Annotated in this window: 11 protein-coding genes; 2 read left to right on the forward strand and 9 right to left on the reverse strand. The window is 46.4% G+C overall.

The window, feature by feature from the left end:
• Position 1: 1 nt before the first annotated feature.
• Positions 2-661, reverse strand: a complete 660-nt coding sequence (locus tag HQN88_RS32845) for a potassium channel family protein (RefSeq protein WP_173120250.1) — start codon at positions 659-661, stop codon at positions 2-4.
• 175 nt (positions 662-836) lie between these two features.
• Here HQN88_RS32845 and sspI point away from each other — a divergent pair, with 175 nt between their 5' ends.
• The gene (gene sspI / locus HQN88_RS32850) at positions 837-1,040 is read left to right on the forward strand and encodes a small acid-soluble spore protein SspI (RefSeq protein WP_173120252.1); all 204 of its coding nucleotides are present in this window, start codon (positions 837-839) and stop codon (positions 1,038-1,040) included.
• 152 nt (positions 1,041-1,192) lie between these two features.
• Here the strand turns inward: sspI and HQN88_RS32855 are convergent, their stop codons facing one another.
• The 4 genes from HQN88_RS32855 to HQN88_RS32870 form a co-directional block, all read right to left on the reverse strand.
• Entirely contained in the window at positions 1,193-2,287 is a 1,095-nt protein-coding gene (locus HQN88_RS32855; RefSeq protein WP_173120254.1) for a Gfo/Idh/MocA family protein, read from the reverse strand.
• Between the two features lie 20 nt (positions 2,288-2,307).
• The gene (locus HQN88_RS32860; RefSeq protein WP_173120255.1) at positions 2,308-2,940 is read right to left on the reverse strand and encodes a ThuA domain-containing protein; all 633 of its coding nucleotides are present in this window, start codon (positions 2,938-2,940) and stop codon (positions 2,308-2,310) included.
• A 30-nt stretch (positions 2,941-2,970) separates the two neighbouring features.
• Positions 2,971-4,134 carry a Gfo/Idh/MocA family protein gene (locus tag HQN88_RS32865; RefSeq protein WP_173120257.1) on the reverse strand — a complete coding sequence of 388 codons (1,164 nt, stop codon included), beginning with the start codon at positions 4,132-4,134 and terminating at the stop codon, positions 2,971-2,973.
• A gap of 694 nt (positions 4,135-4,828) precedes the next feature.
• The gene (locus tag HQN88_RS32870) at positions 4,829-5,869 is read right to left on the reverse strand and encodes a LacI family DNA-binding transcriptional regulator (protein ID WP_173120259.1); all 1,041 of its coding nucleotides are present in this window, start codon (positions 5,867-5,869) and stop codon (positions 4,829-4,831) included.
• Positions 5,870-6,141: 272 nt separating this feature from the next.
• Between HQN88_RS32870 and HQN88_RS32875 the strand changes: the two genes are divergently transcribed.
• Positions 6,142-7,506: a putative bifunctional diguanylate cyclase/phosphodiesterase gene (locus HQN88_RS32875; protein ID WP_173120261.1), complete on the forward strand. Its 1,365-nt coding sequence runs from the start codon at positions 6,142-6,144 to the stop codon at positions 7,504-7,506.
• Here the strand turns inward: HQN88_RS32875 and HQN88_RS32880 are convergent.
• From HQN88_RS32880 to zwf, 4 genes are all read right to left on the reverse strand, one after another.
• Positions 7,501-8,301, reverse strand: a complete 801-nt coding sequence (locus tag HQN88_RS32880; protein WP_246320594.1) for a YheC/YheD family protein — start codon at positions 8,299-8,301, stop codon at positions 7,501-7,503. The genes HQN88_RS32875 and HQN88_RS32880 overlap by 6 nt on opposite strands.
• A gap of 125 nt (positions 8,302-8,426) precedes the next feature.
• Complete coding sequence (locus HQN88_RS32885; RefSeq protein WP_173120263.1) at positions 8,427-10,010, reverse strand: peptide chain release factor 3; 1,584 nt, start codon at positions 10,008-10,010, stop codon at positions 8,427-8,429.
• Positions 10,011-10,076: 66 nt separating this feature from the next.
• Positions 10,077-11,153 (reverse strand): metallophosphoesterase family protein, encoded by a 1,077-nt coding sequence (locus HQN88_RS32890; RefSeq protein WP_173120265.1) that lies wholly within the window; start codon positions 11,151-11,153, stop codon positions 10,077-10,079.
• Between the two features lie 170 nt (positions 11,154-11,323).
• Positions 11,324-12,859 carry a glucose-6-phosphate dehydrogenase gene (gene zwf, locus HQN88_RS32895; protein WP_173120267.1) on the reverse strand — a complete coding sequence of 512 codons (1,536 nt, stop codon included), beginning with the start codon at positions 12,857-12,859 and terminating at the stop codon, positions 11,324-11,326.
• Positions 12,860-12,894: the final 35 nt, after the last annotated feature.

The raw sequence follows: 12,894 nt of genomic DNA on the forward strand, positions 1-12,894 counted from the left end.
CCTACTCCGCAAAAGTGACTTCAAAGTTTTGAAGACTCGAATTTTTACCTACTATGACCAAAATATCTTCTTGCTTAATTGGCGCTTCCGCACTCGGAGGAATGATCATCTGTTCGTTATGTTTGACCGCAATCACATTGCAGCCATATTTGGCTCGCACATCAAGTTCGCGCAGACTTTTGCCAATCATCTCTTTCGATGCTCTCATTTCTACAATACTGTAATCGGCGGAAAGCTCTATGTAATCGATAATGTTCGATGAAATCATATGATGGGCTACACGTTGCCCCATATCCCGTTCTGGATAGACGATTTTATCTGCGCCAATTTTTTTAAGAACCTTACCATGGAGATCATTCACAGCTTTTACGATCGTCGTAGCTACACCCATTTCTTTGAGAATTAGTGTCGTTAGAATACTTGCTTGAATATCTTCCCCAATGGCCACAACCACAACGTCAAAATTACGAATGCCTAGCGCCCGCATCGCTTCCTCATCCGTAGAATCGGCTTGAACCGCATGAGTCACATAAGCGGAAACGTCTTGAACCGTCTCTTCGTCTTGATCAATGGCAAGAACCTCGAATCCTAGTTGTGATAACGTCTTAGCGACAGCTGAACCAAATCTCCCCATCCCAATAACCGCGAATTGTTTTCTCACCGCTCACGTTCCTCCATATTCCAAGAATATATCCCATTTATTATACCATACTCAGCCCACTGAGCCACTTCACAACAATGGAACCACTGTCTGCATTGGCGAAGAGTGGGAAGGATGAAGCCTTCTTAATCTGCACATAGTAATAGCGAGAATGAAATGGAAGCGAGGTCCTTGAATGAATATTACCCTTAGACAAGCCATCAACCAGCGGGTTAATAACAAATCACCAGAAGAACTCAAAGAAGTTATTGAAGACTCTATTGGCGGGGAAGAGAAGGTTTTACCTGGGCTAGGTGTTCTTTTTGAAATTATATGGCAGCATTCCGAAGCAAGTACGCAAGAAACACTCGTCGAAACCCTTAAGGCGCATCTTCAGTAAATTCTTCCCTACATGGACCATCACATTGTTAAAATAATTAAAACTTGCTGGGGGATGCTTCGGCATTCCTTAGCTCCAACAAAAAAAAAATCCCCCTCATCAGTCACTGACCAACGAGGAGGATATTGCCAAGCTGCTACGATTTCATTTACTTATAGTACTGTCAACGGATTCATCGCAGCCGGCTTCTCGCAGCTACTCTTCATTACATAATGCTGACCAGAGTCAGACGCATCATGGAAACCATGCATCGCTTCCAGTACGTGATAGGCAAGCTCGCCGTTCGCACGATGCGCTGAGTTATCGCTCGTTAATAGTGATTGCGCCATTGCTGCAACGCCCAATCCGCGATTATTATCCTTGTAGCCATGCGAAAGTGGGATGGGCTCATACTCCGAACCGCCTTTGCGAATAAGCACCTGGCCACCGAACGTATTCGGATCGGGGACTCGCAACGAACCATGACTTCCATAGATTTCAATATTAGGCAACCCAGTACCCGCCATGATATCGAAACTCGTCACAAGTGTTGCAATCGCTCCACTGTGAAAATCTAATACCCCCGCCACATGCGTTGGCGTTTCTACTTGTATTTTCTGTCCGCGTTTCTTCTCACTCGAAATTGTACGCTCTGGGAAACTCACACCCGTTGAACCCGTTACACGACGAATGGGCCCGAGCAATGCCACGAGAGCTGTTAAGTAGTAGGGACCCATGTCGAACATAGGGCCGCCACCTTTGGCATAGTAAAACTCAGGATCTGGGTGCCAATGCTCATGGCCTTTGCCCATCATGAAAGCCGTAGCGGCAATCGGTGTACCAATCCATCCATCCTGAATCAATTTCACACAGGTTTGGATACCGCCTCCCAGGAATGTATCTGGTGCACTGCCAATCAGAAGTCCTTTACGCTTAGCAACCTCCAAAATTTGCAGCCCTTCCTCCCGCGTTACAGCGAGCGGCTTTTCGACATAAGCATGTTTACCTGCTTCTAGAATTTGAATACAGACTGCCGCATGTACAGCCGGAATCGTCAAATTAATCACGATATCCACTTGTGGATCAGCTAATAATTGTTCTACTGTGTACGCATGAGTAATTCCGAACTCTTCGGCACGTGCTTCAGCTTTACTCACATCAATGTCCGCACAGGCAAGCAATTCCAAGTGAGCGTAGTTAGGAATATTTTTCATATAAGCCGCGCTTATATTTCCACACCCAATGATACCAACCTTCATCTTGCTCATCGCTTCATGTCCCCCTATAGTTAGCGTGTTGCCCAAAGCAATCCGCGTCGCATTAATTCTAATGTTTCTGGCATACGTACAATGTTAGCCTGATGGCCAAGCGAATTATAATAGACTTTGCCTGCACCATAAGTTTTGGTCCATACGACCGGCATCTCCACATCATCGAAGTCAGTAACTGCATGCAGCTTGATCGCAGGGTCCACATGCATATAGTATTTTTCTGAAACGACGACAAAGTCACCGATGCCCGTGGTCAGTGGCTGCTCGCTGTCTTTCATACGAACCGTATAGGTAACACCATCATTTCCTGGATGCGCCACCCATTGGCCACCTACCATGTACTGATACTCTACTTCATTACGGAAAGAGTCCCCCATCCCGCCATGACAGCCTGCAATCCCTGTTCCGCCAACTTTCACCGCATGAATGAGAGGTGTCAGCTGCTCTTTTTCAATTTTCCCCATGGTCCATACGGGAACGATCAGATCTATACTCGCCAAACGTTCCTCATCCCTGAAGCTCTCCAACGTGTCTGAAACCTCTACCCCATAGCCCTCTTCACGCAGTAATCCTGCAAAAATCCCCGCAACCTCCTCGGGTTGATGACCATCCCAGCCACCCCATACAATCAATGCTTGTTTCTGACTCATGCCATTCCGACTCCTCTCTCCATGACCCTTCTATACTTCACTTATACGAACCCAGCGACGCTGTTCGATCGATTGATCTACGGCTTCCAGTACCTCTTGACACTTCACGCCATCCACAAAATTCGGAACTGGCTGCCGATCTTCAGAAAGCGCTGTCATCAGCTCCACAACTTCATGTACGAACGTATGCTCATACCCGATCGTATGTCCAGCTGGCCACCAAGCATCCATATAGGCATGTGAGGCATCTGTTGCAAGCACACGTCTGAAGCCCTGAACATCCTCATCATCACTTGTAAAATACACCTGCAACTCATTCAATCGCTCGAAATCGAATTTCACGCTGCCTTTACTGCCGTTAATTTCAAAAGAGTTCGTACACCGGTGCCCGGGAGCAAATCTCGTTGCCTCGAAGCTGCCCAAAGCGCCATTCGCGAAGCGAGCCATGAATAATGTCGCATCATCAACCGTAACAGGACCATGCGGTGCATCTTTGCTGCCTTTGGCACTAAGCCCCGTCATCGATGTCGGAAGCGGACGCTCCTTCACGAATGTTTCACTCATCCCGATCACTTCGGTCATCTCGCCAACGAGGAAGTGCGCTAGATCGATAAGATGCGCGCCCAGATCGCCATGCGATCCTGATCCCGCAATCTCCTTCTGCAAACGCCAGACCAACGGGAACGTCGGATCGACGATCCAATCTTGCAAGAACCAAGCACGGAAGTGGTAGATTTGGCCGAGGCGGCCGCTCTCCACGAGCTTCTTCGCCAGCAGTACCGCCGGAGCAAAACGATAGTTGAAGCCCACCATGTGCTTCACGCCAGCTTCCTCGGCCGCTTCCAGCATCTCCCTTGCATCCGCAAGGGTTAGCGCGAGCGGCTTCTCGCAGAACAGATGCTTGCCGGCCTTCGCCGCCGCCAATGCAATCTCCTTGTGCGCATCACTCGGCGCATTGATATCGACGACGTCGATATCCGGATGCGTAACCAGCTCGCGCCAATCCGTTACATACCCATCCCAGCCGAATTGCTCGGTTGCCTGACGAACACCGCTCTCGTCGCGACCACAGATGAGTTTCATCTTTGGAATCGCCGTTTGTGGAAAGAACATAGGTAAATCTTTATAGGCATGACTATGTGCTTTTCCCATAAATTTATAGCCTATCATACCGATATTGAATGTTTTTTTCATCGTATACACGCCTCCCCAAGTCTGTTTACTCCAGTCACTGGCACTCGCTTCCACTCTTCACTCTTCACCATACACTCTTTACTCTTTACTCTTCACCCTACACTCTGCGCGCCACACCAACTCAGCGCTCCCCATCAGCCACCAAATAACTGGAAAACATACATCTATTTCTGCCATATCCAACTGATTTTTCAATCTAACTGGAAAACATCAGGCTGTCGAGAAAGTCTCGCGGTGTTTTCGACAGTTTGATTTTTATGTGGTGGATCTCTCCTCTTAAAAGAAAAATCGATTTAAAACAATCTGAGAGACAACGTTCGAGTCTAAAAGTGACGTTAATTAATTCAAACTTGAAAAAGGGCACTTTCTCGACAGCCTGAAAACATACAGTTAATAATCCGCTTCCTGCCTCTCTTTAAGCAAAACCACGAAATTAACTGTAGAAAATCCATCTAAACCTCCAAACAAGCCAATTCCAACAAAATTACCTACAGGAAATCCAGTTATTTATTCAAACACCCTAGCTACTCTCACTTCACACTCTGCATCCCAGCTCTGGGCTCTCATAACTCGCTACTCATTACTCATCATTTAGCACTTTCACCAGCTCTGAGCTCTCATCACTCATTACTCATTACTCATTACTTATCACTCATCACTCATCACTCATTACTCAGCACCAATCCCGCTACCCTCAGCTACCCGCTCTCAATGCCCCCAACTTCGACGACTGCCTAATCTTCACTTCCGTCGGCAGCTTAACTTGCAGCCCAGATTCACTGCTTCCCTGCCCAACGCTAGCTAGAACAGCACGGGCTGCCTGTTTGCCCATTTCAAAGAAGGGCACTTTAATAGAGCTGAGAGGTGGATCACTTAGCTTCGCTGCATCCGAGTCATCGCACCCGATGACCGCATAATCGCGTCCAGCTATCCATCCCCGTTCACGAAGTCCTTGCATGAGTCCAATAGCCATTCGATCATTAGCCGCAAATACCGCCTCAACTTGATCCCGAATCTCCCACACCTTTGCGGCAATCTCATACCCGCTAGTACGGCTGTAGTTCCCCTCAAATTGCATAGAAGGATCTATCGTTAAGCCAGCTTCTAACATCGCCTTTTGGTACCCCTGAAGTCTATCCAAGGAATTCGTATACTGTGGAGAACCGTTGAGAAAGGCAATCTTCCGATAGCCTTCATCCAGCAAATGGCGTACTGCCTGATAGCTCCCCTCCACATGATCCGCATCAACTTCTAGGAAGGACAATCCCTCGAATCGTTGATTGACCAAGCAGAATGGCAGTCCCTGTTCCTGCAATTGCAGTAAAGAACTTCGCTGTGATTCGGTATCTCTCGCCCCGAGAATGACACAGGCATCTACCTTTTGCGATCGGTATAACCGGCCATAGTCCAATTCGTCATCTGGTGTTAGGAGGGACAACAACAAGTCATAACCTTGTTCCCTCACCTGCTCCCCAATCCCGCTTAGAATCTCTGCAAAATAATACGCGGAAAACAAATGCACCTTCGGCATATAAGGAAGCACGACCCCCAAATTCCCGCTTCTTCTTCGAGCAAAGCTTTGCGCAATCGCATTCGGATGATAACCAAGTACCTTCGCCGCTTCGAGAACTCTTTCTTTCGTTGCAGGCTTCATCGGACCAAGTCCATTGAATACACGAGATACAGTCGCCTCAGATACCTTAGCAAGCTCGGCAACCTCTTTTCTCGTCACCATGTTGTTTGGCTCCTTTCCACCCAATTTCACGTATAATGTACACGCGTACATTTTCTCATTCAAGGGCTGCTTCTGTCAATATAAATTCAGAATTATGCTCTTTATTTCGTTTTCGCCAATATTCGACATATACATTAATTTTTCATTAAGAAACCTGAAAAAAAACGCCATTTTTTGTCATAAAAGCAAACTCTTAATATTGTTAATCTCCTCTCAGACCTTTATTATAAAGGATATTGGGACAACTATGAGATGGGAATGAGTGATAGCAAATGAAAGCAATCTGGCGCCATCTTCGATTCATAACGTCAACAACAATCGAAGCTCTCAAGAACCCATCACAGATCACTCGACTTCACTCTCGCGGGCAGCTCCTCGCCCAGTTAGAACATGCTGTTCGGAAACATGATGATACCTCATCCGCTCCCATCCGTGCATGTCTTGTTTTCGATATTGATCGTTTTCGGCAAGTAAATTTCTCCCTAGGATACGCATGCGGAGATCATCTACTCCATGAATTAAACCGCAGATTGAAATTACTCGATTACATCGATCTTGTTGTTCGGTCTGGCGATGATGAATATACACTTCTTCTTCGAGCAAATACGCAAGAACAACTTCAATCTGTGCTGCATCGTGTTGGACAAATATTTGATACCCCTTTTACTTACCGGGGTCAGGACTGCTTTCTTCGTGCAAGCTTCGGTCTGAGCGACCTTACGATAACACGTGAGAATGTACCACAGGCTTTCCAGCAAGCTGAGCAAGCACTCCTCCTGGCCAAACAAACAGGCAAGAACAAACTCATTACCTTTCACCCCTTACCAACACAACAACGGTTCGCTAATCAGATTCAAATGGAAACCGACCTGCGCAAAGCGATTACTGAGAATCAGCTTTTGCTATTTTATCAACCTCGGCTCGAGTTATCTACCGGTCAAATTAGTTGCCTCGAAGCCCTGGTGCGTTGGAATCATCCCTTACACGGCATGATTGCGCCTGCCGATTTCATCCCGCTTGCTGAGGAATCCGGCCTCATTTTGCCACTTGGGGAATGGGTATTACGGGAGGCCTGTCTACAGAAAGCACGATGGCTCGCTGAAAATAAGCTAGATTATCAAGTTGCCGTCAACATTTCTCCATGCCAGTTTCAAGATGAGAACTTTGCGGATAAAGCCATTCACATCATTGGGCAAACCGGCATTAACCCCTCTTATTTGGAGTTCGAAATTACCGAAAGCTCGATTATGCAAAATATGGAGAAAACGATCGCCGTCCTTGATAAGCTTTGTTCCAAAGGGATTTCCATCTCCATCGATGATTTTGGGATTGGCTATTCGTCCCTCAATTACTTGAAGGAGTTTCCAATACATTGCCTCAAAATCGACCGTTCCTTCGTCAAAAACATTCAAAATAATTCCAATGATTTGGCGATTACGAACGCCATCATCCACCTCGGTCATGCCCTTAATATCCAAGTTGTCGCCGAAGGGGTTGAAGACATCGGGCAACTAGATATTCTTAAAGAAACAACCTGCACGACGATTCAAGGTTTCTTGCTTAGCCCCCCGATTTCTGCCTATGACATTGAACAAACCTTTCATATGAATGACAACAGACCGGTTATGATTTCATAACCGGCCGTATGCTTTGGCGTATCTTCTGATTTTAGCAAAAATACGTTTATCACTTAATCGACGAAAAATATAAGGATCCGGACTTGTATTCACTTCAAGAATCCATGGCTGCAGATCTTTATCTAAGGCGACATCCACGCCTATCTCTTTTACCCCTCTATACCGAGTATTAATCGCCTTAGCCACCTGAACGCCCATGGTTTGCAGCCGGTTCACATACCCAGTTCTCTCCGCACGAGGCAAATACTTCTTTAACAAGGTATCCACCGACTTCAACGTGCCCCCATTATGAAAGTTGGTAACAATCTTTGACGGATGTGCTACGCGGCCGATAACTCCCGTTGTCTCCCATTTGCGAGCAGGCGTTTGCTGCACCATGACACGGAGATCAAAGCGGTTCCCCTTGTAGGTCAACAAATGAATCCCTTTTTGTACTAAATAACGCCGTTTCCTTGTCACCTTTAGGAGTGAGACGTACATGTCAGCGAAGGTTTTGAACCTTTTTATGATGACACCAGATTGGTAAGAATATGGCTTTTCTGCCTCTTCCCCTGCTAGCTCGATACGAATGACACCGTTCCCGAACATACCTATATTGGGTTTTACGTAGACCATTTTATATTGTTCGAGCATTTCTTGTAGGGTTACTGAATTCATGCGTTTGGTGCTTGGCACATACTTGCGAAGTGATTCGACAGACTCGACAGCCTTCGTTTTGCCAATTTTACTACTGACATATCTTGCCTTACTCAAGGGTAGCGGTTTCTTTGAACGTATCTTCCTCATTTTCTTCATATCTAGCCTCCAGCTTCGAATTCACCCATCCTAGTGTATGTATGCGACGAAGCATTGGCGACAAAAATACAAGAAGAGGCTGCCCCTGAAATCCATCAGGAGAGCCTCTTTATCATATCTAGCTATTAAGGCGCACTCGTTAAGAACTGTGCACTTGGATTTTTATCAATGGAAGAACGAAGCGCGTATTCACTTTCAAATAAGCCAACATAATTCCCTTTTTTATCTTTCACTAACTGCGAGTTGATCCGGAATTTAGCCGGGTCGATTTTCTCATCCACAATCCAACGAGCGAATTGATAATTCTGACGCTGCAAAAGAATATCAACGCCATACTCCGATTTCATCCGATGCTCCAGTACTTCGAATTGAAGTTGGCCTACGACGCCAAGAATCATATCTTCGAAACCAATCGTCGTGAAGACTTGAATCATCCCTTCTTCCGTCAACTGATCGATCCCTTTCAGGAACTGCTTTTGTTTCAAAGCATTTTTGATCGATACCTTGCTGAATAGCTCTGGTGAGAACGTTGGCAATTCATCGAAAATTACCTCTTCTCCTTCGCTCAAGGAATCACCAATTCGGAAAATACCTGGATCGAATAGACCAATGATATCCCCTGGGAACGCCTCTTCCACGATATCACGATCTTGTGCAAGGAACTGCTGGGGCTGTGCCAGCTTGATATCCTTACCAAGCCTTACATGCTTCACGGACATGCCTCGCTCAAACTTTCCGGAGACGATACGCAAGAAAGCTACGCGGTCACGGTGAGCGGGGTTCATATTCGCTTGAATTTTGAACACATAACCAGAGAATTTCTCTCTCGTTGGCTCGATCACACCAGCAGTGCTAGTGCGCGGCTCGGGTTGTGGCGCTAATTGAAGGAAGTTCTCAAGGAACGTTTGAACACCGAAGTTGTTCACTGCACTCCCGAAGAAAACAGGCGTAAGTTCACCCTTCATCACTTTTTCCATATCAAAAGGGTCACCAGCAACATCCAACAGCTCGATATCTCCGCACAATTGTTTGTGCAGGAACTCACCTGCGATTTGCTTCACTAACGGATCTTCTACGCCTTCTACCTTGCGGACTTCAATATCCTTGTGATCGTCCCCTTGGTATAGCTCTAGCTGCGATTTCCCGCGGTCGTAAACCCCACAGAACTGCTTCCCTGACCCAATCGGCCAGTTCATCGGATAAGAACGAATACCAAGCACTTCTTCAAGCTCTTCTAACAACTCGAATGGATCACGACCCTCACGGTCCAGTTTATTAATAAATGTGAAAATGGGAATTCCACGCATCCGGCATACTTGGAAAAGCTTTTTGGTCTGGGTCTCGACCCCTTTGGCCACGTCGATCAACATCACGGCGCTATCCGCGGCTGTCAACGTACGGTAGGTGTCCTCACTGAAGTCTTGGTGACCTGGTGTATCTAGAATATTGACACGGTGACCTTCATAGTCGAACTGCATAACGCTTGACGTTACGGAGATCCCCCGTTGTTTTTCAATTTCCATCCAGTCTGATGTAGCATGCTTACTAGCTTTACGACCTTTAACTGTTCCGGCTAAGCGAATTGCGCCCCCGAACAGAAGCAGTTTCTCTGTTAATGTTGTTTTCCCCGCATCCGGGTGAGAAATAATCGCGAACGTCCGTCGTTTAGCGACTTCCGTTTCGAGAAGTTTAGTGAGTTGCGTTTTCATGTGTTCGTTTATTCCCTTCTTCTTTTAGAGGTAGTTCACGTACTTATACCTATGACTACTTCAGAATCAAGCATGTGCTTTCTCCAATGGGACTGTCCAGTTCGCTTCTTCGATGAACGTGCGATTGCTGAATTCCCTGCCGCGCACAACCACTTTATCTGCAAATACTTGCACATAAATGCCCTGTGCTTTATCCTGTGCAGTTTGCTGGTACGCCCGATTCAGCGTTCTTCCTACAGAGGCATTATGAAAATAATGGAACGTTTCCTGAATATAGTGCGGTGTCCCATTCTGAAAATCCTGATGACGATGACCACAGAAGACGAATACATTCTTGTAAGGCTTCAACGTTTCGCGGAACTGAATGGCCCGAATGAGCTGGTGAGTAGCCCCATCTGTGCCAACAGGCGGCAAAGGTTGATGCGTCATCACGAATAGAGGTCTTCCTGGTTTATATAAATTGCCCAGTCTTCCTTTGAACCAAGCGAGTTGTTCATCGGAGTACCAAGCACCTTCACCCACTTCAGGTTTCTCTTGCACGTAAGCTTCTTGTGACAGCAATAGGATAGAGTGTCCGTTCGTCGTAAAATCATTATAAATAGAAGTATAGCCCATGAACTTCATGAACTGCTCTCTACTAACCGCATCACTCTTGCCATTCGGCACTTTATCCTGATCCCAACTATTCGCTTTATTAATCCAAATCGTATAATAATCATGATTCCCCATATTCCCATGAATAGGCGGAAGCTTATAATTATTCAATATGGCACGCAATGCTTTATAGTCAACATCAGTTCCTGTATCCGTCAAATCACCAGTCAGCATAATCGCATCGACAGGACCATCGAATTGCGTGACATCATCTAACGCAAGCCTAAGCTTTTTATTGGGAAGCGAATCGCCCGATGTAACATGAAGATCACTTAAGATAAAAAAAGACATCAGTGGGCCAAGAGGCAGAGGTTCCTCCGAAGGCGCTGGCGTAGCTTGTTGAGGAGGCTCGGAGCTAGCCAAGGGTGCGGCAACAGCCTGTTCCTCGGGAATGAATTTTTTCTTAACCAACAGACTAAACCAAGCACTTAATCCTACTAAAACAGCCCCAATGGCAAGCAGCCATCGCACAAACGCTCTTCGTGACATCGATGCACCTCAAGTGTATAAAATAAAAAAATGGCCATATGCACTAGTATACCACAAATTGTGTCCGATACATCGTCCAGACTCGACAACATGGCGTGATTTCTTGCTCCGCTTGTACCCGCACGCAAAAAACCAACAGGCGAATTCGCCTGTTGGATAAACACCCTATGCTAAGCCAATACGGTTGTTTTCTGAACAGCTTCCCAGTCGACTTCCCCTTCATTCTGACCATTTATCGGCCACCACTTGAATCCATCGTCACTCAAGAGCTTCGCTGCTTCTTCAGGACCCCATGATCCAGCAGGATAGTGTTTGAGGTCATCTGTCTGTTCGCCCCATGCAGCCGCAATCCGATCCACATAAGACCATGCCAGCGCTACTTCATCCCAACGTGTAAAGTAAGTGGAATCTCCGCGAGTTGCATCATACAGCAAGCGCTCGTAAGCTTCTGGCGTATTGATGCCGATTTGACAGCTTTGGCAGAAGTCCATCGCAACCGGTACGATCACGCCTTCTGAACCAGGTTGTTTCGCGTTCATTTTCAAATAGATGCCTTCCATCGGATTCACTCGGAATACGAGGAGATTCGGCTCAAGCTCATGCTTTTTAGCCAAATAAACATTGTTTGGTATGTTCTTGAATTCTACAACGACCTCTGTCGTTTTGACCGGTAGTCGTTTTCCAGTACGGATATAGAATGGCACACCCGCCCAGCGGAAATTATCCACGTGAACACGTGCTGCAAAATACGTTTCTGTCGTCGATTGCGGATTCACAGAATCCTCTTCACGGTAGGCAGGGAGTGCTTTGCCTTTGGCAGAACCGCTGGCATATTGCCCACGAATCACGTTCGAACGTACATCTTTACCGTCTTCGAACAGACGAAGTGAACGGAGTACCTTCACCTTCTCATCACGGATATCCTCCGGATGTAGACGGCTAGGCGGTTCCATCGCCATCATCATCAGCATTTGCAGCATGTGATTTTGGCCCATATCGCGAAGAGCTCCCGAGTGGTCATAATAGCCACCGCGCTCTTCTACACCAACAGTCTCACTCAACGTGATCTGGATGTTCGCTATGTATTTATTATTCCAAAGCGGCTCGAAGAACGCATTCGCAAAGCGAACGAACTCGATGTTTTGGACCATTTCTTTACCTAGGTAATGATCGATACGGTAAATATCTTTCTCTTCGAATACTTGACGAAGTTGTCCATTCAAACGCTCCGCAGACGGCAAATCGTAGCCGAATGGTTTCTCGATAACTAGGCGATGCCAACCTTCTGTTTGGAGCAAGCCCCCTTCACTTAAATTGTACGAGACATTGCCGAACAACTCAGGCGCAAGAGCCAAATAGAACAGACGGTTACCGCCCGTTTGATACTTTTCATCCAATTTCGCTGTCAATGTATTCAGTTCATGGAAACCTGCAACATTGTTAATATCGAGTGACATGTACTCGAATCTTTGGGCGAATTTCTCCCATTCTGCCTCATCCGTATTTTTGTAACGAGCAAAATCTTGAATCGAATTTTTCACGTCTTCACGGAATTGCTCATTCGTACGCGGTCTGCGAGCCAGACCAACTACAGCAAAGTTATCTCCCAGCTTGCCTTCCCGATAAAGGCTGTAAAAGGCTGGAAACAGTTTTCTTTTCGCTAAATCACCCGTTGCTCCGAAAATATAAAACACAGCTCCACTCATCTATGCATCATTCTTTCTCTATTAGGATTAGTTAA

Source organism: Paenibacillus qinlingensis (assembly GCF_013204845.1).
Lineage (GTDB): Bacteria > Bacillota > Bacilli > Paenibacillales > NBRC-103111 > Paenibacillus_E > Paenibacillus_E qinlingensis.

Coding starts and splice junctions, on each gene's coding strand:
- sspI (WP_173120252.1), top strand. CDS start 837: ATGAATATTACCCTTAGACAAGCCATCAACCAGCGGGTTAATAACAAA.
- HQN88_RS32855 (WP_173120254.1), bottom strand. CDS start 2,287: ATGAGCAAGATGAAGGTTGGTATCATTGGGTGTGGAAATATAAGCGCG.
- HQN88_RS32860 (WP_173120255.1), bottom strand. CDS start 2,940: ATGAGTCAGAAACAAGCATTGATTGTATGGGGTGGCTGGGATGGTCAT.
- HQN88_RS32865 (WP_173120257.1), bottom strand. CDS start 4,134: ATGAAAAAAACATTCAATATCGGTATGATAGGCTATAAATTTATGGGA.
- HQN88_RS32870 (WP_173120259.1), bottom strand. CDS start 5,869: ATGGTGACGAGAAAAGAGGTTGCCGAGCTTGCTAAGGTATCTGAGGCG.
- HQN88_RS32875 (WP_173120261.1), top strand. CDS start 6,142: ATGAAAGCAATCTGGCGCCATCTTCGATTCATAACGTCAACAACAATC.
- HQN88_RS32880 (WP_246320594.1), bottom strand. CDS start 8,301: ATGAAGAAAATGAGGAAGATACGTTCAAAGAAACCGCTACCCTTGAGT.
- HQN88_RS32885 (WP_173120263.1), bottom strand. CDS start 10,010: ATGAAAACGCAACTCACTAAACTTCTCGAAACGGAAGTCGCTAAACGA.
- HQN88_RS32890 (WP_173120265.1), bottom strand. CDS start 11,153: ATGTCACGAAGAGCGTTTGTGCGATGGCTGCTTGCCATTGGGGCTGTT.
- zwf (WP_173120267.1), bottom strand. CDS start 12,859: ATGAGTGGAGCTGTGTTTTATATTTTCGGAGCAACGGGTGATTTAGCG.